The organism is Lentzea tibetensis, assembly GCF_007845675.1.
Lineage (GTDB): Bacteria > Actinomycetota > Actinomycetes > Mycobacteriales > Pseudonocardiaceae > Lentzea > Lentzea tibetensis.
In genome coordinates, this window is record NZ_VOBR01000036.1 from 62,186 (window position 1) to 86,342 (window position 24,157).

Sequence of the window (24,157 nt, forward strand, 5' to 3'; positions counted from 1 at the left end):
GTGGGGATGACGGCGAAGCCCGTTGGCTCCCAGGGCAGGGCAGGGCAGGGCAGGGCAGGGCAGGGCAGGGCAGGGCAGGGCCTGCGGCTGAGCACCTCGTCGAACGAACATGGGCGATGGCGACCCCGCGCCGGGAGACCGTCGCTTGTCGGGTTCGTGTCCTCGGTTCGTCACGAGCTCGGTCGGCTACCCGAAGCTGACGTCTGCTGCGGGCTAGCCGACGGTCGTGCGGTGCTGCTCGCGTACCCAGGTGGCGACGTGCACGCGGGAATTGAGCTTGAGCCTCTTGTGGATGTTGGTCACGTGCGTCTCGACCGTGCGGGCCGAGATCCGCAGGATCGTGGCGATCTCCTGGTTGGACTTGCCCGCTGCGATCAACTCGGCGACCTGGTACTCCCGGTCGGAGAGATCTCCTGGCGGCCGGGTGTGTGCCGTTGTCGTGCGCTGGCGCGGCAGCGTGAGGCTGTGTGCGAGGGCCAGGGCGTCGGGCGTGCACAGGGCTTCGCCCTCGGCGATCGCGGTCTCGAACTCGTTGTCCCCGATCTCACCGCGGCACACGAACTGGATCTGCTCCTGCACACGTCGGAACGCCTGCAGGCCGTGCACGGTGGCGTGCGCGGCGGCCTGCATTCGGTTCGCCACGCCGAACAACGTGCCCGCGAGCCGGTGCTCGCCGCGGTTGGCGGCGATCAGGGCGAGCAGCCACGAGGTCCAGGCGAGGCCCCAGTTGTCGTCCATCTCGTGCTGGATCCGAAGTGCCTGGTGAGCCAGGCGCAGTGCTTCGGTGAGGTCGCCGTGGAGCAGCTGTGTGAGTCCGCTGGCCCATAGTGCCCACGAGATGCACCACTGCGCACCGGCGGTGTTCGCGGAGTCCAACGCGCGTGCGGACGCGGCGAGCGCGGTGTCCGCATCGCCCAGGAACGCGGTGGCGAACGCCGCGAACAGCGTCGTCATGTGCGCGTCGCCGTGCTGGCCCGCGGCGCGGAAGGCGCCTTCCGCGCGCGCGAACAGCGACAGGCACTCGCTCGCGCGCCGTGGGTCGGGTTCGGCCATCAGCAGTCGGGTGCCGGAGGCGAACAGCACGAGGCCGTTGGTGTCGTGGCAGCCAAGGGCCCGCGCGCCGTTCTCCGCGCGGGCGAGCAGCGGCGTGGCCACTTCGGCGTGCCCTTGGGTCAGCGCGATCCAGGCCCGCAGCGCCAGCGCGGCGACCTGCAGGGGCCCGATCGAGCTGGCGGGATCGTCCATGCCGAGGGCGAGCATGCGGTGCGCTTCGTTGATCAGACCGGCGTGGTAGTGGAACCGGGTCCGCGTCGCGTTGACCGCCAATTCCAGACCGCGCTCGCGCTGCTCCGTCGCAACGAAGTGCTCTTGGGCAGCACGCAGGTTCGCGAGTTCGGTGCGCATCCGCCTGATCCACACGACCTCGTCGGGGCCGAGCCATTGCTGGGCGCCTTGCTCGACAAGCGCGGCGTAGTAGTCGGCGTGGGCCTGACGAGCGGTGTGTTCGGTGCCGGCCTTGGCGAGCAGTTCATGCCCGTACTGCCGGATGATCTCCAGCATGCGATAGCGGGTACGGCCGTTGAGCTTCTCGACCTCCAGCAGCGATGTGCGGACCAGGCGAGTGAGCAGGTCGAAGACATCATCGGGCGCGATCTCGTGCCGTGCACAGATGGTGCGGGCGGCATCGAGGTCGAACCCGCCCTCGAACACCGAGATCACCGACCAGGTCAGCTGCTCAGTGCTGGTGAGCAACCGGTAACTCCAGTCCAGGGTGCCGTGCAGGGTGCGGTGGTGCCGCTGCTCGGATGGGCCGTCGACGAGCAGCCGCAACAGGTTGTGCCGCACGTGGTGCTGCTCGACGAGTTCGGTCAGGGTGAGCACGTCGAGCTTGGCCGCGGCGAGCTCAATGGCTAGCGGAATGCCGTCGAGCAGCCGGCACAACTCGGCGGCCTTCGGATCGCACAGGTCGATCGGCGCGCCCGCGGCCGTGGCTCGGTCGCCCAGCAGCCGCACCGCTTCGTGCGGCTCGTCGTCGTTGCTGTCGCAGGTTTCGGTGACACCGGCGCACAGCGGCGGCACGGTGAGCAGGTGTTCACCGGGCACGCCCAACCTGGCGCGACTGGTCGCGATGACCCGAACCCCAGGTGCTTCGGCGAGCACGTCCCGGAGCAGGCTCGGCAGGGGACCCTCGGCTGGTTCCGCGTCGACCAGGTGCTCGCAGTTGTCGAGCAGGAGCAGCAGCCGCGCATGCCGCACACGCTCGATCAGTCGATCGCGCATCGGCGCCGTGGAGTTGTCCAGAACGCCCAGCGCTTCAGCGATCGTCGACGCGAGCCGGTCACCGCTCCTGACTTCGCTGAGCTTGACCACGACGACACCGTGCTCGAACTGCGACGCCGATGACTCGGTGCGCAGCTCGTGCGCGAGCCGATACAGCAGCCGTGTCTTACCCACCCCACCCGTGCCGATGAGGGTGATCATCCGTGCGGTGCCGTGCAGATCCTTGGCGTCCCGCAAGAGCCGAGATCTCCCGATGAAGCTGGTCACCTCGGCCGGTGCGCCACCGCTCTCCGGGCACAGCGGACGATCCGCCTGCGTGCCCTCTGGCTGGTCCTCGCTTGAGGACGAGTTTCTTCCTGTCATCGTTCCCCCCTGCCAACGTGCGTTGAAGCATCTGTGATCGGTGGTGCGCTGGCCTCCCAGCAGGCGTTTCGCCCGCACGGGTCCCCCAGGCCCTCGCACCACTGCGTCCTAATGGGACGATCGGCAGATTGTCCCGATGTCCGTGCACGAAGGCGTCCGTGTGACCACGGATCTCGCCGCCGAACCGCCGGTGCACACACGCAACAGCAGCGCAAACGGCTGGTTGCCGTGCCTTTCGGGGTGATACAGGAAGTGCTGACGACCTTCACCGTCCAGTGCCACCTCCGTGGTGGAAGGGCAGATCCGTGGAAACACGGATGCGGCCCGCAGTGCTCACCCAGCACAGTCGCATCATCAGCGCTCACCGCGTTCGCGCGACCGACACCAGAGCCAAGAACGGGGCCTCATGCTGTCCATGTCCACCCAGCACCTCATCGGTGGCGAGCTGCGCGGCAGTGAGCACCACCACGCCGAGGACGAGGCACGTGCGGCGTGCCCGGTGCACCAGGCACGAATGCCCAACGGGATCGAACTGACCGTCGTCACCGCCGGCTTGGAGCAGGCCCGCCAGGTCCTGAGCGACGACCGGCTATCCAAGGACAGCGGCAGCATCAACGCCGAGCAGGTCCGGCAACTGGAGGCGCTCGGTCTCCCGCCGGGCGTGTCCGTGATGTTCGGCCAGTCCATGCTGTTCAGCGACGATCCGCAGCACCGGCGGCTGCGTAAACTGGCCGGGCTCACCTTCGGCACGCGGCGCGTGCAGCAACTGCGGCCGCACATCGAGCGACTCACCCGCGACCTGATCGACACGCTGCCCACCGGCGTCCCGGTCGACCTGATCACGGCGCTGGCGGTGCCGCTGCCGCTGCAGGTGATCTGCGAGCTGCTTGGCATTCCCGAACGGGACTGGCCCGCCCTGCGCGAGTGGACCGAGGATCTGATGACCGAGGACCGTGAGCTCACGCTGCCGGCCAGCCGCGCGATCGGCGCCTACTTCCAACACCAGCTGCTGCCCGCCAAGCGGGAGAACCCCGACGACCGACTGCTGTCCGCGCTGGTCGTGGCTAGCGCGGACGGCGACACGCTCAGTGCCGACGAGCTGCTGGCGATGTCGGTGCTGCTGGTCACCGCCGGCCACGAGAGTACGACCAACCTCATCGGCAACGTGGTGTACGAGCTGTTGCGCCGTGATCTGTGGGGCGCGGTCGCCGCCGACACCGGTCTGGTGGACAAGGCGATCGAGGAGACGCTGAGGTGGGATCCGCCGGTGCGCAACACACCGCACCGCATCGCCCGCGAGGATCTCGAGATCGGTGGCCGCACCGTGCCCGAAGGGTCGCTGCTGGTGGTCAACCTCGGCGCGCCCAGCCGCTGCCCGGCCACAGTGGACCAGCCCGACGAGTTCTTGCTGACCCGCGACGAATCGCCACACGTCACCTTCGGGCACGGGATCCACTTCTGCCTCGGCGCGCACCTCGCGCGGGTGGAAACCCAGATCGTCCTGCGTCAGCTCGTGCAGCGGTTCCCGCACGCGCGCCTGGTCACTAACGAGGCACCGGCCCGTCGCCCGTCCGCGATCATGAGCGGCTACGAGTATGTGCACGTCGTCTGGGAATCGTGAACACCCTCGGCGAGGGCTTCCACGGCGGGATGTCCGCCAGGGGCGAGACGATAGTGGGGCGCCCTGGCACGATGCCTGGTGTGGACGGCATCGGGACACCGCATCACCGGCGGATCGCCGCCGAGCTCTGCGTCGGGTTCGCACCGCACGACAAGGCCGCGCTCGCGCGGATGAGCGGTGATGACCTCACCGCTCAGTGCGAGGCGCGCGCTGCGCTGTTCCGGTACGTCTACGCCCTGCTCGAACAGGCCAAGGCCGACGGGCTGGAGTCGGCGAACAACCCGAGGCTCTCCGCGGTCGCCGGGATGTGGGATCTGATCAACGAGTTGCTTGTCAACGCCGAGAACGCCAAGTTGCTGGCGAACGAGAACGCTGGCAGCGGCGACTCGGAGTCGGCTGGCTAGGTGCGGCACCGCCTCGCATAGCTCAACAGCAACGTCCACCTTTGAGTACGGTCGAGGATCGGGCGCTCAGGCCAGGTGCTGGGCGACCCAGATCATGATCTCGCGGCGGTTGGTCGCGCCGAGCCTGCGCAGGATCGCCGACACGTGCGACTCGACCGTGCGCAGGGAGATCACCAGTTTCTCGGCGATGTCCTTGTTGCTCAAGCCGGTGGCGACCAGCTGGGCGACGATGAGCTGGGTGGAGGTCAGTGCGGCGGACTGCTGCTCGACCAGTGCCACGGCCTCGTCGTAGCTCTGGATCCGGGCACCCACGGCCACCGCGGCCTTGTAGTCGGCCGCGCCCAGTGCCTGCTGCGCTTCCTGCTCGGCCACCTGCCGGTAGGCGGCGAAGGGGACGAGCTGGGACACCCGCACCGCGGTGAGCGTGTGCAGGGCGGATGCCGCGCCCAGCAGCACGGCGGCCCGGCGGGCGTCACCCAACCGGGCATGTGCCCAGGCGAGCACCTCGATCGACCAGATCGGACCCCAGCGGTCGCCGAGCTCCCGCTGGGTGCGCAGCGTCGCGAGCAAGGTTTGCACCGCGCGTTCGGGATCGCCGAACCGCACGTCCGCGATGCCCTGGCACCACATGGCCCAGGTCATCGGCCACGGCGACTGCTCGCGCTGCGTCTCCCGCAGGGTCACCGCCGCAGTCTCGCGGGCCTGCTGCTCGTCGCCGAGCAGCACCGCACCGATCGTCATCAGAATCAGCGCCATGGTGCCGTCTTGGTGGAAGTCCGGCCCGAGCTCGCGGAACTGCGCGTGGGCGTCACGCAGGACCGTGATGCCGCTGGGATCGCTATGCACCCAGATCCAGTAGACGCCCTGGACCTGCGTCACCGGCGGGAAGTCCACACCGAGGCCGGCGACCAGCGCGGCCGCCTCCTCGAGCCGGGACCAGGCGTGTTCGTGATCCGTGCCGGTGCACAGGTCGATCCACACGTCCATCGCCCGCGCGCCGGCCCGCATCAGCGGGTCCGCGTCCGGGGTCGCCTCCAGGATGCGCTCCAGCCAGCGGATTCCCTCCGGCATCGTGCCGGCGAAGAAGAAGTAGCGGCTCCGGGCCAGCGAGATCGCCACCTGCAGACCGGTCTGGGCCCGGTCGGGCTCGGCCAGGTACGCCGACATCACCGACCGGTAGTTGGGCATGTCCCGCCCAATCTCGTGCAAGATGTCGATCTCGTCGGGCCCGTAGCAGGTCGCGACGGCACGGGCGGCGACGTCGCGGTAGTAGTCGCGGTGCCGCTGCCGCATCAGCGCCTGCTCGCCACGTTCGGCGCTGCGCATTGCCCCGTACTGGCGCATCGGCTCCAGCAGCCAGTACCGCCCGCGCGACGCGGTGGTCTCCACCACCGAGCTGGTGACCAGACCGTCCAGCGCATCCACCATGTCCCCGACCGCCAGCTCGTCCCCGGCGCACACCGCTTCCGCAGCCGCCAGGGTGAAGGTGCCGGCGAACACCGAGGCCCGCGACCACAGCACCCGCTCCGTCGGCGTGCACAGGTCGTGGCTCCAGGTGATCACCGCGTGCAGCGTCTCGTGGTGCGGCAACACGGTGGTGTCGTTGCGGGTGAGCAGCTTCATCAGGTGGCCCGGATCCAGGGCGTCGTCCATGCGCTGCGCGAGCTCGTCGAGTGACATGCTGCGCAGCCGCACCGTGGTCAGCTCGATGGCCAGCGGGATCCCGTCGAGCCGTTGCAGGATCCGCACGATCTGGGGCCAATTCGCCGGGGTGATCTGCCAACGGGGCGCGCGGGACTCGGCGCGGGCGGCGAACAACGCCACCGACTCGTACTCCTGGCCTGGGGCGGTCGGCATCGGTTCGTCCACGGACGCGGGCACCGTCATGGGCGGAACCGGCACAACCGTCTCGCCGGAGACCTCGAGCAGGGTGCGGCTGGTGGCCACGATCGTCAGGCCGGGCGCCGCGCGCAGCAGCGTGGCCACCAGCCGACCGGCCGGGCCAACCACGTGCTCGCAGTTGTCCAGCACGAGCAGCATCTGCTTGTGCCGCACGTACTCCACCAGGGTCGACAGCGGCTGCCGGGTCGACTGGTCGGGGACGCCCACCGCGCTGAGCACGGTCTGCACCAGCATTTCCGGGTCGTCGACCGGCGCGAGCTCGGCCAGCCACACCCCGTCGTCGTAGGCCGCGGCCTGCTGTCGGGCCAGCTCCAGCGCAAGCCGTGTCTTGCCCGCGCCGCCCACCCCGGTCAGCGTGATCAGCCGCGCCGCGGTCAACCGCTCTCGCAGCTCGGCCAGCAGCGACGTGCGGCCGACGAACGAGCTCAACGCGAGCGGCACGTTGCCTGTCCGTTCCTCGCTCACCCGCTGCCGCTCGGCCATGTCGGTGACGCAACGACATTCAGATCAGAAGAATGCCGAGTTGCGCGAGTTGGGGCCCAGCCAGCCCCCCGCTGACTCTTCACTCCAACGACGCTAGTCACCAGACGATCACTGATCAGCCCGCCTCATCGAAGTGCCGACTAATGCAGGCTAAATGGGCAGAATTTCGTAGCCCGAACAGGCGAATCGCGGCCGCCAGGCAGCTCGTACGAGGCCATACGAGGGGGTGTCTGACCAGGGAAGACGTTAAGGGTGAATGCTAAGCCACCTTGCGTAGTTCACGTCTGGAGCCCGGCACCCATAGCAGCTGAAGCGAGGAACCGGGCGCACGCGTGTGGAAAGGGGATACCTCTGAACCGCGGGCACGGGAGGGCTCGTCACATGTGTCTCAGTGGCGAAGCGCGGCGATCCAGCGGGGCCTGAGGCAAGTGTCGCCGGGCTCGCCGCGCTCCGTACCAGGAGTGTTAGTTCAGCGTTGCCAGCAGGGTGTCAGCCTGACGGAACGTCGCCAGGATCTCCTCGCCACCTGCCTGTCGCGGTTCGAGATGGTCTGCCCGATCCACGACCGGTACTCCGCGTTGGTGACGTCCTGCCAGATTCCCGCCTCCGGCTTGATCTCGCTCGAAGACCGTGCTCACGGACGTCGGGCTGGTGCAGGTCGACGTGGCTGATCATCGCGCTCGACCGGCATCTGCGGATAGTCCCTCCCCGTGGCCTCTGCCGTGGACGTCCTACACGGAACCGACGATTGTTGATCAGCGGTGCCTGGGGCCTTGGGCAGGCTGTAGGACTTGGCGAATTGGTCCCACCACACCCTGGGCGGCACTTCCTGCGCCGCTGCGGCCAGTCGCTTTCCCGTCTCGGTGGAGATGGCCTCAACCATGGTCGTGATCCATGGGTTGCACCGGGGTGTTGCCCGCCGCCTCGTACTCACGAGCCTGCAGCAGGCACTCGAGGTTTGTCGGCGTCCCGGCTGCACCGGGCTTCCGGTGACGCGTCGGGTCGCTTCGCGGACTCGTGCTCGTCGACCAAGGCGGTGATGTGCCGCGCGAGAGCGTCAGGAAGGCCCTCGGCCTGGTCGTGGGCGACCTGGCGCGGGTCGCTGGTGGACACATACCGCTTGCCGACCGACGGGATGTCGCCGATGCGCGTCTCGGGCATGTCGTGGAACAGGCTGAGCGCGGCGGCCCTGTCGGGGTTCGCGCTTTCATGAACAGCGATGATGTAGGCGACGATGCCGACCCGGAACGAATGCTCGGCCACCGATTCTAGATGTGGGACGCTGGCGAGTTGCCAGCCTGCTCGCGGTGTCCGCTTGAGGTATCCGGCTTCGTAGGCGTACCGGACGATCGCGGCGTCCTGTGAACTCGGGCTCATGCGGTACTCCTGGCGAGGAAGGCGACTTGTCCAAGTCGCTCGCGGGCACTCTGATTCATGAGTTTGTTCGCCTTGTACGACGGCGGTGGTTGATGAGGTGGACGGCGGGGCTTGATCGCTTGGGTCGATGTTCACGATTGTTGACGTCAGGGTTGCCTGCGATGGGAGCATGGTTGCTTCGCTGTGTCGAGGAGCCGCTCGTGCCGTCGATGTCGAGGGTGGAGCTGTACGCCGCGATTCGCCGGGACTCTCGTTTCGGGGTGTCGGGGCGTGCTGGGACCTCGACGACATGGACCGCCGAATCGGATCGTGGCCGCGCACGATCGGCGAGATGTTCGCGGCTGACTCATCTCGACTCTCCGCCGTGAGCTGGTTGAAGCGGGCTTTCACCTCGTCGGAGGATCTCGCCAACGTTGTGTCCATAATTTCTTGCGTCACCGGCAGCAGCTCGATGCTGGCACCTTGGTTTTCCCATTTGGTCACGGTGCGAGCGTCGACTCCGAGGTGCGCAGCGAAGTTCCGCACACTCAGGCGCATTGCCTGGCGGAGCGCCTTGGTTTCAGCACCAGTCCAGAACCCCCAGTCGCCACTGTGCACCCCGATCCCCCGGTTGCGAACGCTGCAGCGAACCGTAGTACCACACCAGTTCCACGCCGGGGCGACATCAGTTCATTTCCCGTAGCCGGTGCGCTGGCCAAGCTGGCGACCAGCACCGCACAAGTCCGATTCACAAGGGGGGAGACGACTATGCAACGCGTCGAAGGGGCATGGCGCCACCAGTGGTGGGATGCGGATGGTGGTGTCGCCTTTGACGCGTCCACGGTCGAGGACGACATCTCCTCCCCACATGCCGTCCTCGACTATTCAGAGGGGAGCGGGCCGACGGACACCCGCACGGAGTCGGCCCGCTCCCCACGGTCATCGTGGAGGCAGGGGTGTTCCGTGCACTCGGCGTTCACTACCTGCTAACCGACTGCTAGGTCGGCCGTCGGTCGGCTGGCGGCGTCTCGTATGGTCACTCGCCATGCTGTCGGTCGGCGTCTCAAGAACTGCGACGGGTTCGCAGGTGGCCCCGAACACCCTGCGAACCTGCTGCCCCCAGGCGGGCTAGGAACTATTGGCGTGGAGTGGCATTGGTGGCGTTCGGGATGGGATGGCCGAGTGCATGCCTGGGTGCTCCCCGTCGACGTACCGATGTCTCTGGCTGCAGCCTGCGGGCGTAGTGCCGCTCTCGGTCGAATCGTCTGCGACCAGAATGCCAAGCTGTGCATTCCTTGTTGGCGCGCGGTGTCGATGAAATCGACTTTCTTACAAACAATCGTTCGTGACCCGCTGCGCTGATTGGCGAGCTCTGCTACAGGGCCTGCTCAGCGCACAGCGCTTCCTCGTCTGGGTCGATGAGCCGATCCGTACGTCGTCGGATCCCGAATGTCGACTTATTGTAGGCCGCGCCACGACAGATCCACGGGTGATCAGCATCAACCTGCTCCGTTGGCGCACGTTACTGTCGACTCACCATGTCACTCACCGTCGCCGCGCACCCCCACGCCACACTCACTCCAGCGCCGCCATGTCCGTAGTTGTGAATGATTCTCCCGGTCCCGTTGAACTGTTCCTCGAGCCGGATCTCCGGCCGAGTTGGGCGAAGGCCAACCCGGTGCTCCAGAACAGCGGCATCTCGCAGCAATGGCTGGACCGCTGCGCACCGCGCCAGGATGGTCTCGGCCGTGGTCGGGTCCGGCGCGCGATTCCATGAGCCGCGCTCGGCAGTGCCGCCAAGTACAACATGGTCGCCGTGTGGATAGATGGCGATCAGGTCGGGCGATTCGCCCGTGTCGACTTCCAGGAACTCTGCGATGCCGGGGTTGCTCACCACCAGTTGCTGACCGCGGATCGGGAACACCTGGTCGTCGTCTGCGAGTTTCCCGGCGCCCAAGCCCGTGCAGTTGACGACAATTGGCGCCGCCGAGCGGGCCTCGTCGAGCGACTCGACCGCAGTGATCTCGATGTCGACATCGGAACGTTGGAGGCGATCAACGAGGTACGCGAGGTGCCTCGGCATGTTGACGAGCGGCGCGGTGTAGTGCACGCCGTGGGCGTAGCCCGCTGGCCGTTCGTTCACCATCGACGGTCGGACGTCCGGCAGCAGGCTGAACCAATGCGGTGATTGGTGTTCGACAGGCGAGACATCGTTCCCGCTTGCGAGCCGCACCCCGGTTCCCGGTGTCTCGGCCAGTTCGGTCAACACGTGCAACGTGTGTGCTGCCCATGAGTGCACCCGATCGCGGGGCTCGACCAGCCACGGCCCCCAGAGCGCGCCAGCGGCTGCTGATGTTGTGGCTTCTGGTGGATCGGCCGCCTGCACGCGCACGGAGTGTCCGGCCTCAACCAAGGTCACTGCTGTCGTGAGGCCGACCACGCCAGCTCCAAGGACAAGCACGTCCATGCAGGCGACCTTAGTGGCGGAGCTGGTGACTGTGCTCGTCGCGCTGTGGGAGAGGTCATGCTACTGGCTCAGCGCGGCCTCCAGCTCGGGCAGGAAACTGCCGACGTGTCGGTCCTGGGCCCGCCACCGCAACCTGCCGGCCAGTTTGCCGAGTACTTCCATGCTGCGCGGTGACTGCACCCTGACGGTGCGGGCGACTGCTTGCTGTCCATGCACCACCGCGTGCGCGAGGTCGCCCCGACTGGCGGCGGCCACCGCCAGCCAGGCTCCCTCGAACAGCGCTCGACGTTGTGACGCGTCGTCGAGCGGATAGTTGTGAGCGCCAGTGTCGAGGAGTTGCTCGCCGCGCTCAAGAAGGGCTCTGGCTGTGTGGTGGTCGCCGCCGTCCTGACCCAGCACTCCTGCGTGCACCAGGGCATACCCCGCTTGGGTGTCCAGGTGATTGGGGGTCAGGAAGTACATCCACGCCGGTTCGTCTTCGCCCTTGTCGGTCAATGCCTCCAAACCGGACTGGTAGAAACGCTCGAAGTCGTGGAGCCGCCCGGCCACGGCGTAGCCATACGCCAGTCGTGTAGCTACGGATGCCCGCAGGGTTGCGGGCTGTCCTGCCGCCACGCGGACCGCTGCTTCTCCTAGTCCGATGGCGTCGGTCGGCTGTGCGCGGCTGGCCGCCTGGAAGGCCAGGTCGGCGAAAACATGGGCTGCCATCGACCGATACTCGGCTTGTTTGGCGGCGCGCAACGTCGTGAAGAAGTACCGCTGCGCCAGGCCGTGCTGTCCAGCATCGAATGCCATCCATCCCGCGAGCTGGCCGATGTCGGCCAGCGCCGCGAATAGGCGACGCTCGACGTGATCAGCGTGGCCGCCTTGGCGCAGGAGTGCTGCCACGGAACGGAAGTACGCGCCGACGTAGGCCAGATGAGCGCCGCCGCCCTTGGCGTCATCCAGTCGTTGGAGGATCGGGATGCCGTGTTCGATCTGTTCCACCAGTTCGTGGCCGCCACTGCTGGCTGCCATGGAGGACGGCAGTGGCGGTTGGCTGGGCTCGTGGTTCCAATAGTTCGTTGTCGCCGCGCGGAGATCGTTCCCTGACACCACGGTGACCGTGCGGTGGTCGGCTGAGCCGGAGGTTGCCCAGTCGTCGATGACATGCAGCATGCCGTCACGTGACCATGGCAGGTTCGCTGCCGCGTCAGCTGGCCGAGGCGGACCCGATTGCAGTCCGAGTTCACCATTCGGTAACGCGAAACCAGTCATGATGGTTCCGGCGCCTGCTTGCAACAACGTTCGTCGCTGAATCGCCACCCATACCTCCTGCCCGTTGACCTGTACCGGCACGAGGACTGTTTCTGGCGGCAGGCCGGCAATTGCGCTGTCTACATGGTCACTGGGAACGTCGGTGGCCTCGGAGCGCGCGCTGATCGACCCTACGAATCGCTCCTGTACCTCGTTGGAGGCACGTCGCAGCGCCGTATCGAGTATCTCTTGGGTCTCCGGCAGCAACGTGATGGTGTCACCCCGCTGCTCCCACTTGGACACGGTCTTGGTGCCAACGCCCAGGTGCTCGGCAAAGCCTCGCACGGTTTCGCGCATTGCGAGACGCAATGCCTTGGTCTTGGCTCCAGTCCAACACTCGACCGCGATCATTAGGTACCCCTTGATTCCTCTCGGAGGCAAGGCCAGAACTCAGCGTAACGCCATGAGTACTACACCAGGCCGACACCAGTTCGTTCCACCTTGGCCACACCGAGGCCAAGGTGGTTACCAGGCACCCAGGCGCTGGAAATGTCCCTACCGACCAGCACGCTGAGCACCCAAAGCAGCAGTGCTGCTCGGCGGTTACCCCCAGCCCGGCGTCCGGGTGCCGCCCGCAGATCGGATCGTATTGGAAGCGACAGTCCATGCCCAAAGTGTTCTGGCTACCCTGGCCCGGCATCGTGGCCACGGCATCTGGCTTTCACAGCCAGCGCGGAGGGAGACCGCGACGCTCCTCCGGTCGAATCACCGACAAGGAAGCCGCGTCCCCGCATTGGTGTCCCGCCCGGACATTAAGGGGGAGTGGGCCGTTGTGATGTGCGTTGATCGCCTTGCTGTTTCGGAGGAGCTGGGCGGCAGCAGTGGGAGAAGTTCGCCGGACGTGCGGCTGTCGAGTTGTCGTCTCTCCACAACGGACTCGAGTCCGGTATCCGGCTCAGCTGTCGGCGGCGAGACCACCGCACGGATCGCTGCTACATCAACTTTCTTGGCAGGAGGCCGACTATGAACACCACCTCGACCATGCAGACCCAACTCGACTTTCTGCGTGAGCTGTCCGACATGAAGGCACGGTACGAGGAGTCGCTCGGATGGCCGGTCTCGGTCGATGTCGGCCGCCGGCGGCTGGTAGTGCCTGCCGGGCGGGAATTCGACGCAGTGACCATGCCGTCGCATCTTGCCGAAGCCGTGCGCGCACAGCTTTGCGTGGCGATGCTGTGGAGCCCGTTGGTAGCCGCACCGGGCGGCCAATGGCTGACGTTCTTGACTACACCGGCGAGGGCGTCGCGTCCGAACCTTGCGGCTGAGCTGCGTCGTGCGCGGGTGCAACTGGTACCGCGGGGAGGTCAGGTGGTCATCCCTGCCTCGTTCGACACGCACCATGACCATGGTGAGTGGCGGTGGGTGGAGCCACCTCTGCCACGCCGCGCGCTTCCTCCGTGGTCTGCGGTCATCGCCGTGGCCCGGCGAGCCGACTCCGGTAGCCACCATGGTGGTGCTGGGTGATGATCACGCTTGGTAGCTTGCTCTTGGCGCGCGACGATGTGCCTGGTGCCTCGTTGGCCCTGCTGAGTATTTCAGGATGGCAAATCGTCGTGGTCGCGGTGCACTGTGCTGTCATTTCATGAGATCGCTCATGTGGTCAACCTGACATGTCGGGTGGTGTACATGGATGTCGATCCGGTGGTCGTCGAGTGCAATCGGCTGCACGCAGGTCTGGCCCCAGGGGCGGAGTCATCCTTGCGGACCTCCGCGAGTATCGAAGCGGTGCTCTACGACCCGGTTGCGCGGTCGCTGCTAGATCTCCAGGAACCCGTGAACATTCTCATGGGAGCAGTTCTGCACCATATCCCGGACAGTGACCACCGCCAGCGCGGTCGCGCGCTACTACGAGCAGCTCGCGGCCGGATGCTTCTTGGCGGCCTCACACGTTGTGGCTGACAGCCTCACATCAGAGCAGCGGCGACACGTTGAGCGGCTGATCACCAGCCTGGGTATCACCGTGGTCGGACGAAGCCGCGCCGCGTTCGTGCGCATGCTCGGGCCGCGGAAGACCTCTGCTGACGGAGTGGTGCCGCTGTCGTGGTGGCGTTCGGAGCACGCTGGATGACGCCCCAGGGGAGTGTCTGGGGTATGCAGTCCTAGCGATGAAACCCGCGCCGCAGCAGTTCCCGTCGGCGCTGCACTGGCTGTGGCGATCCAGTCCTGATCGTCTCGTTGCGACCGGCCCGGATGTGCTTTCCGGGCAAGGAGTCTTCACCGTGATCGAGGAGCAGTTGGGCGACGCCGCGCGGCGCCTAACCGTGGCTGACATCGCGGACGTCTTCGCGCCTCACGATGGCGGTGGGCCGACCGCGACGGCGCGATCCGGCGCATCATCGACGGGTACCTGAACGGCAACAAGGCGGTCGAGCTGGCTATGAACCACCGTTCCCGCTGTCAGAGTGCGGGCCCCTCAGCCCGTCATCGGGGACATGTTCTCTTCGACCCGAGAGGCGATGAGTTGGTTCCGCATCGTGCGTCCCGATGTGCTTGCGGCACAACATATCGCGGATGAACACCACTGGGATGACCTGACGCTCGGTTTCGCCGGAGCGCTGTGAGCGCCACTTCGCGGCAGCTTCGCCTGGGACGAACTGGTGACCGCTCAACGGCTCGGTGCTACGGCAGCGCGCCGCATTCACCACCCTGGGCAGGCGGTGTGCTGGGCACGGCTGGGCTTCGCGCACACCTGTCGCGGCGAACACGACCTCGCCACACGGGCTTGTACGGCCGGTGTCCACATAACTCAGCAGCTTCGGCGTTTGGCACAGCTGCTCTGGCCACAGTCGTCCGCAGCGCATTCGGGGTTGCGGCGTACGAGCCCACTGCACGACGAATACGGAAGGAGGTGATGCAAGTGGACAGCCAGCCTTATGAGGCTCCGGTGCTGACCGATCTGGGTGAGGTCGCCGAGTTCGCCCTCGGGGAAGCCGCGCATGACACCGCAGACATGGACACCGCCCGCTACTACTAGCCGGCGGACGAAGGAAGTGGCCCGAACCGGCCTGGTCCGGGCCACCTCCTCTCGCCGGGGTGCAGGACAGCAGATGACCCCGACAGCAACACGTCGATGCTTTGTCGGCTGGGCAGGACCGGATCCGCACCCGCCGCGTACACCAGCGAACTCCAGCGTCGTCTGGAACGGAGCCAAGCCACTATGGACCGTGGGGGACTGGAGGCCCGATGAGGTCGCTGTTGTGGCGGTGCCGCAGGCACGGGCGGCGTTCCTTGGCACCTGCCTGGCTACGGACGATGAGCTCCGGTCCGCCCTGCATGATGTGATGGCAGGGCAGGGTTTCGACGCACTGCAGGCGTTGCCGGGCTCCTACGCTGTGGTGCTCGACGACGGCCACCGCCTCCATGTGATCACTGATCGGGCGGGTCTGCATCCGGTGTTCCATACCGACCTGGCCGGAAGCACCCTGTTCGCCTCCGATGCACTGATGGCGGCCTCGGTGCATCACCGCAACCTCGCCGAGGCGGTGAACCCGCTCGTCGTGGCTGCCTGGCTGTATCTGCCGGACCTGCTCGAGCCTCGCGGCCAGGACAGCGTGTTTCGCCGAGTGGGCAGGGTCGGCGCGGCTCAGGTTCTCACCATGACGCCCTACCACAGTCCTCAGTTCCGTCAACTGCCGTTGAAGCAGGGATCTCGAAGTATTGGAGAGGCGGCCCCCATGCTGGCCGAGGCACTGGTGAAGGCTGTGGGCTGGCGCGTGGACCGCGCCAGCCAGGTCAGCACCGATCTGTCGGGCGGTCTCGACTCGTCCTCTTGCGCCGTCCTGGCGGCGCAAGCCGGTGCCGCGCCGCTCGCGGTGACCTACGCTGACCCGCGTTCGGTCAACGACGAGGACGTGCAGTTCGCCAGCTCCGTGGCGTCCGCGGAACCCGGTCTGCGTCACCTGGTCATCATCGGCCGCATCGCGACGTTGCCGTTCACCGACATGCAGTCCATACCGATCTGCGACGAGCCAAGCCTCGATGCCCTGATCATCGCCCGGACCCGCCACCGACTGGGCCCGGCGCTCGAGCATCGCAGCGAGTGCCACCTCACCGGGGGCGGCGGTGACGTCGTGCTGACCGCGCCCGGCCTGACGTACTTGGGCGACCTCGCCCGCGCTGGCCACCGTTCCCTGCGGCACGAAGCCAGCGGCTGGGCTCGCCTGAGACACCACCCCGCCCGACATGTGCGCAAAGCCGCGACACGATTGGCCCGAACCTCGTGGACCGCCACCATCCGGACACTTGCCGACCAACTCGTCAACCCGCATCTGGTCGCGACGGCACGACGCGGTCTGGACTCCCAGCTGGCTTGGGCCGTCCTGTCCCCGTGCGCCGCGTGGGGCACCCTGCGGATGCGTCAGGCGCTCGCAGCGCGACTAACTGCGGCCGCCGTGGTCTCGTCATCCGAGGGTGTTCAACCCGATAGTGCTGATGGCGCCGCGTGGCGCGCGGTGCAGTGGCACGGCGCCGCCACTCGCGGCTTCCACCAGGTCGCTCGAACGTGGGGCCTGGTGGTGCACAGCCCGTTCCTGGACAGCCAGGTCATCGACGCGTGCTTGGCTGTTCCAGCCGGTGAACGGACCACTGTGGACAAACCCAAACCATTGTTAGCAGCCGCGCTGGATGATCGGCTGCCGCCCGGACTCTTGGAACGCCGTACCAAGGGGGACTACAGCACCTGCGAGTACCAAGGACTGCGAGCCAACGCCGACACGCTGCGCGCACTACTGGCCAAGCCGCTGCTGTCCGAACTGGACATCCTCATCCCGGAGGGACCGCGCGACGCGCTGCAAGTCGGCCTGGCAGGCGCTTCAGCTCCACTCGGCGCCCTGGGCTCGGTGATCGCCACCGAGATCTGGCTGCACGCCCTGCACAACCTCGACCCCACCGACTGGTGGCACACCCCGCGCACCCGAGAGGAGCGACCACGATGAACGCGCTCGCACCACCGCCCACCATCTCGCAGGTCACCACCGAGGACGGCATGGTGCTCCTGGACGACGACCGCGGCCGCCTCTACGGCCTCAACCGCACCGCCAGCGCGATCTGGCGTGCCCTGGCCGACGGCCACAGCGTCGAGCAGGCCAGCCGGGATCTCGCCGCCCGCTTCGACAACACACCGGACCGCATCCGCGCCGACGTGGAGACCCTGGTGGCCCAGCTGCGCGACCGCGGCCTACTCACGAGGGAAGGCTAAGCCGTGACCGCACCCATGGCGCTGGACACTCCCGCCGTACCGCAGCCCATCGGCCGCCTCGACAGACTCCTCGCCCCGCCGTGCCTCACCGTGGCGACCTGGCTGTTGCGATTGCGCTTCAGGCACGTCCTGGCCATCGCCCAATGGGCCAAACGCCGTTGTCCCCAGCAGGCCAGCGCTGCCCAGGCAACAGGTGTAAACGCCGCCATTCGCCTCGCCGGCCGTTATCGACCACACCGCGTCGCCTGTATGGAAGTCTCGCTGGCCACCGTGCTGCTCGCAGCGACACAGCGACGATCTGTCGACTGGTGCATCGGCGCCCGGCTCATGCCCTACGCCGCGCACGCTTGGATCGAGGTCGACGGCATCGTTGTCGGTGAACCTGATACCCGCGACCGGCCTTACCACGTCCTGCGCCGAGCCTGACCCGTCACAACAACTAGGGAACGCCCTATGACCACGCACTCCCCAGCAGTCACCCGCGCGCTGGCCGAAGTCGACGAAGACACCTTCGTCCGCCGCCCGGACGGCAACCTCGTCAGCCAGAGCTCCTCGCAACCCATCATCGCTAACCTGATCGACCGCCTCAACGTCCAGCCCGGCATGAAGGTGCTGGAAATCGGCACCGGCTCCGGCTACTCCACCGCCCTGCTCGCGCATCTGGCCGCAGACGGCGGCCACGTCGTCAGCGTCGACGTCGTCGCCGAACTCGTCGACCGTGCCCGGCAACTGCTCACCGCCCACGGCCACAGCAACACCACGCTCCTGCACGGAGACGGCATTCAAGGCGCACCTGGGCACGGACCCTTCGACCGCGTCATCGCCTGGACCACCGCCCCACACCTACCCGCCGCCTGGACCACCCAGCTGTCCCCCGACGGAGCGATCGTCGCCCCGCTCACCGCAGCGCCGATCAGCAAGAGCGGTCTGGGCGCACACATCCGGCTCGGCAGCGACGCCAGCCCGGTTGCCGACCAACTCTTCGCCGCCGGGTTCGTCGAACTGTCCGGGGTAGCCGTTGACCAGTGGCTGGTCCCGCCCTACGGGATCGATGTGCTACGCCACGACGACAAGCACCGGCCCTGGTGGCTGTCCGGCGAGTGGATCCGCAGCCCGCGTCACTACCTCGACGGGCGATACGTACTCGACGCCCTCATCCAAAGCCACGACCACATTCCCGGCCCGCTGCAGCCCGACGAGTCCGCCGCCGACTGGCGAGCCTGGCTGCTCGCCACCCGACCCGCCGGCCTCACGACCGCAGCACTGGGAGAACCACTCTGGCGCATCGGCCACACCCACCAAACCGGCGCCGCACTGACCGACGCACGAACCGCCACCCAGACCGTGATCACCTCAGCCAACGCCGACGCCGAAGTCCTCACCGACTGGGCCGACGCCTGGCGCGCCGCAGGCCGCCCCGGTCTCACCGACCTCGTACCCCACCTCGAGGCATTCCACGACGGCTGGGTGCTCCGCACAACCGCCCCGCGGTGAGGAGGCGACCGGAAGATCATGACCGTTGGCTTGGCGACAGTGCTGCAGATCTGCGGGTGGGCGTTCGCGACACTCTTCGTCGCGGGCTTCTCTGGGGCGGTGCGCAAGTTGTAGTCACCTGAACCTCTTCACCGGCAACCACCGCCAGCACCATCTCGTTCAGCGCCAACGGGACGAACAACGCGCCCGCCGACGCGGCACGTTGCGTGGTGATGCCGGAGATCGAGACGGTGTGCCCGTCACTGGTGCGGTAGCGGACTGGCTTGATGGGCTCAAGACCGAGGCTCGCAGTCGGATCGTCTTGGGACGGAGCAACAGCTATCGCGATGTAGGACAGAGCCCGGCCGGATGGATCATCCGGCCGGGCTCTGGTGTGGTCCTCGCGCGTGCCGCTGGCGGATCAGTGGCTGGCGATAGGACTAGGCGGGGACGATGTTCTCCGCCTGCGGGCCCTTTTGGCCCTGCGTGATGTCGAAGGAGACCTTCTGGCCTTCCTGGAGCTCACGGAAGCCCTGAGCGGCGATGTTCGAGTAGTGGGCGAAGACGTCTGCGCCGCCGCCGTCCTGTTCGATGAAGCCGAAGCCCTTTTCGGCGTTGAACCACTTGACGGTTCCGGTGGCCATGGTGCACTCCAAGCATGAATGTGGCATCCGCACTGTGCGGGGCCGGTGATCTGCCATGGCCGGAGACGCTGAACGGCAAAACGCCCGTGACCTGCGATCACGGGCGAACGGTACTTCGAAGCCATGACAGATGGCATCACGCTACACCTGCGGACCGTCGCGACCAGCACCGTGACGCTTCAACCTCCGGGTTCTGCGGCGATGTTGACGCACAGCAGCCCGGAGAGGCTTGGTCGGCGCGTCCGGGGCGTCGCAGGACTTCGAGGCGTCACCGCTGGTCCGACTGTGAACTCCGGTCGAGTTGAGGGGCAAGTCAACCGGGTGATTCTGTGGAATCTGATTTGTCAAGTTCATCCCTGTTTGCCCTGGTTCACCGAGACGATCGGCAGCAGGGTTGCGGTCGCCGGGACACCGATCTCTCGCGGTGTGGCGCCGCTTGGTGTCGGGACGTCGACGAGTCGCTCGAGGAGCTGATCGAGCGCTGCCTGACCGTCATCGACGGCCAGCTGCTCCTCGTCGGTGAGAGGGATGTTCGCCAGCATTCGTTGCAGGTTGTCCTTTGCCTCCAACAATTGTCCCTTGGAGGACGCCTTTGGGGTGTAGAAGTCGCAGCGGGCGCAGGCCATCCGATGTGGACACTGCTCGAAGAATGTGTAAGTGCAGTAACCATGTCCGAGGTCGTAATGCTGCCATGGTTCACCGGCTGCGGCGGCTCCGGAGGTGACGGCGTCGCGGTCGACGAGGACCTCGATGGTGCGGACGTTGCGGGAGAAGTACCCGGCATCGGTGTAGGCCCGCGTCAGGGTGTTGGGGCTGATTTTCGCGTAGTACTGGGTGGATTGCGGTGATCGGTGGCCGAGCCAGGCTTGTAGCTCGAACAGCGTCATTGGTTCTTTGGCGTTGTAGAGCTGGCTGGCGATGGTGGACCGGGCTCGGTGGCTGGTGATGTTGCCTCGGATGTCGGCGTCAGGGACGCCGGCCTTGCGGCAGAGCATCGGGATGATCGTGTTGTTGATGTAGGCGGTGGAGACGCGGCGGGCTCGGAAGGCGAACAGCAGGTCGACCCGTTCGCCGGTGCGACGATCGAGAAGCTGCGGCTGCGATGGATGGATGGCCTGCCAGGCTTCGATGGCCTGACCGAGGATCGGGTCGACCGGTTTGGTGAACGCGGTGCCGGTCTTGTGTATGGGGATGTCGAGCAGGCAGACCGCGTCGCGGGCCAGGACTTGCTGTGCGTCCCCGACGATGGGGTCGCCGTCGTGTTGCCAGCGGATGCAGCCCAGTCGTAGCCGGGCGATCTCGTTGCTGCGCTGGCCGGAGAACAGCCAGGTCACCGTGATCGCGCGGACCAGTTCGACCGGGTAGAACAACCCGGCTTGGGATTCGGGCAGGTCGGCGGACTCGAGATTGAGACCGGCCCACAGCAGCTTCGCCCAGACCTCGTCGGCGGTCACCCGAGGTGCCGGGCCGAGCATGGCTGTGACGCTGCGCGGGGTGGCCAGCGCGCGTTGGGGATCGAAGCGGCGGGACAGCCATTCCCATTCCTGGCAGTCGGTGAAGAACCTCCTGATCGCTGAGAGTTGGCCGTCCTTGCTCGATGCCTCCAGCGGTTTGCCGATGCGGTCTTTGAGCCCGGCCGTGCGCTGCACGTAGTCACCGACGTTCATCCGGTCCAACGCGGCGACCCAAGCGGCGCAGGTCTGCCGGGTCCATGCCGCCGGGTCTGCGGAATCGGGATGCTCGGCGGCCACCCAGCGGCCGACCTTGAGCAGGTTGGACCGGACGCCTCCGCGTTGTCGGGGCGTCAACGTCGAGGTCGTGTGCCAGCGGTCGACCCACTGCTCCCAGACCTGCGCGCCGCCGGTCGCCCTGACCGAGTGGCGGCCGGTGTTCCGTCGCGGTGGGTCGCAGATCTCCAGGGAACTCACGGCCCGCTGCAGGGCATGCAGCGTGTTCAGCCGCGTACCGTCCAGCAGCCCGTCGCGGCGGACGCGGTCGAATAGTTCGGTGTTCAGGTCTTCGAGGTGCGGGCTTCGGTTGAGCAGGAAAAGTTGGCTCACCACCATCGGCAGCAGCGTGTCGTCGTCGCGGCCGAGACGGTAGCCCCACTGGGCGAGCACCGCGCGGACCCGCGTGATCTCGCCGTCCACGTGGTCGCGCCCGAAGATCCGCCAGGACAAGGTAAGCCGTTGGAAGCTGCCAAGCCGGTGGAACTCGGTGAAGGAGCCGAGCAGGTGGGCATGCGCCGCGAGGTAGGGGCGGACCTCGTCGCCTGCCCAGCCAGGCGCGCTGCGACGGAACTCGGTTTGGTCGCGGCCAAGCAAGTCGATCCACTCCTGGGTAGTCCAGCCCCGGAAGGTCCGGCCTGCTTCCGCGCTGCGCACCAGCAGCACGGCGACCACGTCGAGCATGGCGCGCCGTCGGTGCGGGGTGGACGGCGAGTCCAGTGCGGCGTTGACCGCCTCCAACGGCCGCAGCAGTCGTCCGATCACGCGCCAGCCCGGTGCGGACGGATCGTGATGCTGCAGCCGCCGCAGGTTGCGCACGCCGAGTTCACCGATGGCCTGCGCCTCCTCGGACCGGATCGCGACGGTGGTGTCGAAGCGCTGGCCGATGATCGGTGAAAGCCAACGGGTCTTGATGGCCGGATCAATGGGCCTCGACAGCGATGCGGTCACCGCGACGTACCTGCCGTCGCGGCGTCCAGGTCAGCGAGCTTCGCGATGCGCCAGGCGTGGATGTGGTTCATGCCGCGGCTGAGCTTGTCGGCCAGATCCCGGCCGGAGAGGTGGATGTACTGCAACGTCGAGTCGGTGTGGCGGTGCCCTGCGAACGTGGCGATGGCGTGCAACTCCCAGCCCATCCTGGCCAGATCGGTCAGACACAGATGCCGGGTGGTGTGCGTGGAGAACCGCGGGACACCGGCGGCCAGGGCGAGCCGGCGCACCACCTTCGACGATGTCCACAAGCTCAACGGCTGCGCGTGGTTGCGCCGCGATTCCGACAGGAACAGCGGTCCGCGGGCTCTGCTGATCGTTGCCCTGTAAGCGAAGTAGCCCGATAGCAGCACACCGGTCGAGGCCGAGTACGGCACGACACGTTCCAGCCGGTTCTTCGTCGTCTCCGCTCGCACCCGCAGCGTCCGGTGAGCCGGGTCGAGGTCGTCGGTGCGCAGTGAGCACAGCTCTTCGCGGCGCAGCGCGGCGTCGTAGGCCAGCGCGAGCATCACGCGGTTGCGGATCGGCTCGTCCTTTGCCGCCTCCAGAATGTCCATCCACTGGGCGTCGGTGGGGATCCACGGCAGTTTGGTCAGCCGAGGGACCAGGCCACGCTGCTGACCACCACGCTGGCGACCAAGCGTGTAGCGGCCCCGCCCGACCGGGTTGGACTCGCGAAGCCCTTCCTCCATAAGGAAGTCGTAGAACAGCCGCACCGGAACCAGCCGCTGCTGGATCGTGGCGTTCGCCAGCCCTGAACCCGAATCGAGCGACACCACGTTTACTCCACGACGACTGGGCCGCTCGGTCACCTCGCGCACGTACGCCGCGACGTGGGCCCGGTTCGCGGTGAGCGGGTCGATTCCCTCTCGATCACACATCACCAGGTACTCGGCCAGCCCACGGGCGTAGGCGTCGATCGTGCGGGGCGCGCGTCCCAGGTCGGTCCACACCTGCAACCAACCAGCTGCTCGTTCGTGCCGCGCCAGCACCAGCCACTTCCCGGTCAGCATCACCGTGCCGCTCAAGCCATCTCCTCAGCTTCGTGGTCACAACCGAGGAGATGATCATCCCCCGCGGCCAGATTCCACGTAACTTTTAAGATGCTCAAACGCCAAATGTTCGGACGCGCCGGACTCGACCTACTCCGCAAACGCCTCCTCCACACCTGACACCACCACAAGATCGGCGACAGAGCCCGGATCTTGACGTGGATCGCGTCGATGAAGATCACCGGATACACCGGCCGGTTCTGCCATTCGATCATGCCCTCGACCACCTTGTCGGTGATCGTGGAGATGGTCTGCCGCGACACCTCGGCACCATAGACCTCAGCGAGGTGCGCGGAGATCTCCCCGGTCGTGAGTCCCTTGGCGGCCAAGGAGATCACCATCTCGTCCACGCCACCCAACCGCTTCTGCCGCTTGGCGACGATCTTCGGCTCGAAGCTGGCGTCCCGATCCCGTGGCACGTCGATCTCGACCGGGCCGACATCGGTCAGCACGGTCTTGGACCGAGTGCCGTTACGCGAGTTGCCGGTCCCGCGGCCCGGCTGGGTCGTGCTTGTCATAGCCGAGGTGGTCGGTGATCTCACCCTCGAGCGCGGACTCCAGCACCAGCTTGGTCAGCTGCTGCAGCATCCCGCCCTCACCGGTCAGCTTCAGCCCGCTGGCCTTGGCGCTGCTCAGCAGCTGCGCGACGAGCTGCTCGTCCAGGCCGTCCAGACCAGTTGCGGCCTTCGAATCCTCAGCGTTCTCCACGCCGGACATCATGTCGGTCATCAGGTGCACTTCCATGATCGGGAGTTACACCGACCGTTTTACAGTCCCGACTGTCACGTTGCAGCGCGTTTCCTCGGCGATCATCGGCGGCGTTTTGTTCTGGCGACTTGTCGAGTTCGATCCGGTCGCGACCCTGCTGGCCGCGAAGAGCATGAGCGCCGGCTCTCGGTATT

Annotated in this window: 18 protein-coding genes and 2 pseudogenes; 11 read left to right on the plus strand and 9 right to left on the minus strand. The window is 66.9% G+C overall.

Annotation, left to right across the window (positions count from 1 at the left end):
• Positions 1 to 213: 213 nt before the first annotated feature.
• Positions 214 to 2,643 (minus strand): LuxR C-terminal-related transcriptional regulator, encoded by a 2,430-nt coding sequence (locus tag FKR81_RS37510; RefSeq protein ID WP_146359067.1) that lies wholly within the window; start codon positions 2,641 to 2,643, stop codon positions 214 to 216.
• A gap of 415 nt (positions 2,644 to 3,058) precedes the next feature.
• On the opposite strand from FKR81_RS37510, the gene FKR81_RS37515 reads away from it, so the two are divergent.
• On the plus strand, positions 3,059 to 4,264 hold the full coding sequence (locus tag FKR81_RS37515) for a cytochrome P450 family protein (RefSeq protein ID WP_186763399.1): 1,206 nt from the start codon (positions 3,059 to 3,061) through the stop codon (positions 4,262 to 4,264).
• Positions 4,265 to 4,344: 80 nt separating this feature from the next.
• Complete coding sequence (locus FKR81_RS37520; RefSeq protein ID WP_186763400.1) at positions 4,345 to 4,668, plus strand: hypothetical protein; 324 nt, start codon at positions 4,345 to 4,347, stop codon at positions 4,666 to 4,668.
• A 66-nt stretch (positions 4,669 to 4,734) separates the two neighbouring features.
• On the opposite strand, the gene FKR81_RS37525 is transcribed toward FKR81_RS37520, so the two are convergent.
• From FKR81_RS37525 to FKR81_RS37540, 4 genes are all read right to left on the minus strand, one after another.
• Entirely contained in the window at positions 4,735 to 7,053 is a 2,319-nt protein-coding gene (locus tag FKR81_RS37525) for a helix-turn-helix transcriptional regulator (protein WP_146359072.1), read from the minus strand.
• Positions 7,054 to 7,983: 930 nt separating this feature from the next.
• Positions 7,984 to 8,430: an HD domain-containing protein gene (locus FKR81_RS44050; RefSeq protein WP_186763401.1), complete on the minus strand. Its 447-nt coding sequence runs from the start codon at positions 8,428 to 8,430 to the stop codon at positions 7,984 to 7,986.
• 1,501 nt (positions 8,431 to 9,931) lie between these two features.
• On the minus strand, positions 9,932 to 10,876 hold the full coding sequence (locus FKR81_RS37535) for an FAD-dependent oxidoreductase (RefSeq protein ID WP_146359076.1): 945 nt from the start codon (positions 10,874 to 10,876) through the stop codon (positions 9,932 to 9,934).
• A 60-nt stretch (positions 10,877 to 10,936) separates the two neighbouring features.
• Positions 10,937 to 12,523 carry a helix-turn-helix domain-containing protein gene (locus FKR81_RS37540; RefSeq protein ID WP_146359078.1) on the minus strand — a complete coding sequence of 529 codons (1,587 nt, stop codon included), beginning with the start codon at positions 12,521 to 12,523 and terminating at the stop codon, positions 10,937 to 10,939.
• A gap of 612 nt (positions 12,524 to 13,135) precedes the next feature.
• Between FKR81_RS37540 and FKR81_RS37545 the strand changes: the two genes are divergently transcribed.
• The 9 genes and pseudogenes from FKR81_RS37545 (at position 13,136) to FKR81_RS37585 (ending at position 18,863) form a co-directional block, all read left to right on the plus strand.
• Complete coding sequence (locus FKR81_RS37545) at positions 13,136 to 13,636, plus strand: hypothetical protein (RefSeq protein ID WP_146359080.1); 501 nt, start codon at positions 13,136 to 13,138, stop codon at positions 13,634 to 13,636.
• Positions 13,637 to 13,798: 162 nt separating this feature from the next.
• Positions 13,799 to 14,240, plus strand: a pseudogene (locus FKR81_RS46110) (SAM-dependent methyltransferase).
• Between the two features lie 37 nt (positions 14,241 to 14,277).
• Positions 14,278 to 14,523, plus strand: a complete 246-nt coding sequence (locus FKR81_RS37560; RefSeq protein ID WP_146359083.1) for a hypothetical protein — start codon at positions 14,278 to 14,280, stop codon at positions 14,521 to 14,523.
• Between the two features lie 81 nt (positions 14,524 to 14,604).
• Positions 14,605 to 14,733: a hypothetical protein gene (locus tag FKR81_RS45735; protein WP_268891603.1), complete on the plus strand. Its 129-nt coding sequence runs from the start codon at positions 14,605 to 14,607 to the stop codon at positions 14,731 to 14,733.
• A gap of 290 nt (positions 14,734 to 15,023) precedes the next feature.
• Positions 15,024 to 15,146: a lasso RiPP family leader peptide-containing protein gene (locus FKR81_RS37565; protein ID WP_146359085.1), complete on the plus strand. Its 123-nt coding sequence runs from the start codon at positions 15,024 to 15,026 to the stop codon at positions 15,144 to 15,146.
• A 73-nt stretch (positions 15,147 to 15,219) separates the two neighbouring features.
• A complete protein-coding gene (locus tag FKR81_RS37570; protein WP_186763404.1) occupies positions 15,220 to 17,106 on the plus strand; it encodes an albusnodin/ikarugamycin family macrolactam cyclase in 1,887 nt (628 codons plus the stop codon).
• Positions 17,103 to 17,369, plus strand: coding sequence for a lasso peptide biosynthesis PqqD family chaperone (locus FKR81_RS37575; protein ID WP_146359089.1), 267 nt, complete (start codon positions 17,103 to 17,105; stop codon positions 17,367 to 17,369). Before FKR81_RS37570 ends, FKR81_RS37575 begins: the two co-directional genes overlap by 4 nt.
• A 3-nt stretch (positions 17,370 to 17,372) precedes the next feature.
• Positions 17,373 to 17,795: a lasso peptide biosynthesis B2 protein gene (locus FKR81_RS37580; RefSeq protein WP_222598531.1), complete on the plus strand. Its 423-nt coding sequence runs from the start codon at positions 17,373 to 17,375 to the stop codon at positions 17,793 to 17,795.
• A gap of 27 nt (positions 17,796 to 17,822) precedes the next feature.
• A complete protein-coding gene (locus tag FKR81_RS37585; RefSeq protein WP_146359091.1) occupies positions 17,823 to 18,863 on the plus strand; it encodes a protein-L-isoaspartate O-methyltransferase family protein in 1,041 nt (346 codons plus the stop codon).
• A 419-nt stretch (positions 18,864 to 19,282) separates the two neighbouring features.
• Here the strand turns inward: FKR81_RS37585 and FKR81_RS37590 are convergent, their stop codons facing one another.
• The 4 genes and pseudogenes from FKR81_RS37590 to FKR81_RS45370 all read right to left on the minus strand — a co-directional run.
• On the minus strand, positions 19,283 to 19,486 hold the full coding sequence (locus tag FKR81_RS37590) for a cold-shock protein (protein WP_030475722.1): 204 nt from the start codon (positions 19,484 to 19,486) through the stop codon (positions 19,283 to 19,285).
• Positions 19,487 to 19,836: 350 nt separating this feature from the next.
• Positions 19,837 to 22,164, minus strand: a complete 2,328-nt coding sequence (locus tag FKR81_RS37595) for a tyrosine-type recombinase/integrase (RefSeq protein WP_235922138.1) — start codon at positions 22,162 to 22,164, stop codon at positions 19,837 to 19,839.
• Complete coding sequence (locus tag FKR81_RS37600) at positions 22,161 to 23,231, minus strand: tyrosine-type recombinase/integrase (RefSeq protein ID WP_146359093.1); 1,071 nt, start codon at positions 23,229 to 23,231, stop codon at positions 22,161 to 22,163. Before FKR81_RS37600 ends, FKR81_RS37595 begins: the two co-directional genes overlap by 4 nt.
• Before the next feature lie 170 nt (positions 23,232 to 23,401).
• A pseudogene (locus FKR81_RS45370) lies at positions 23,402 to 23,984 on the minus strand (transposase); the annotation flags it as partial.
• Between the last annotated feature and the right edge of the window lie 173 nt (positions 23,985 to 24,157).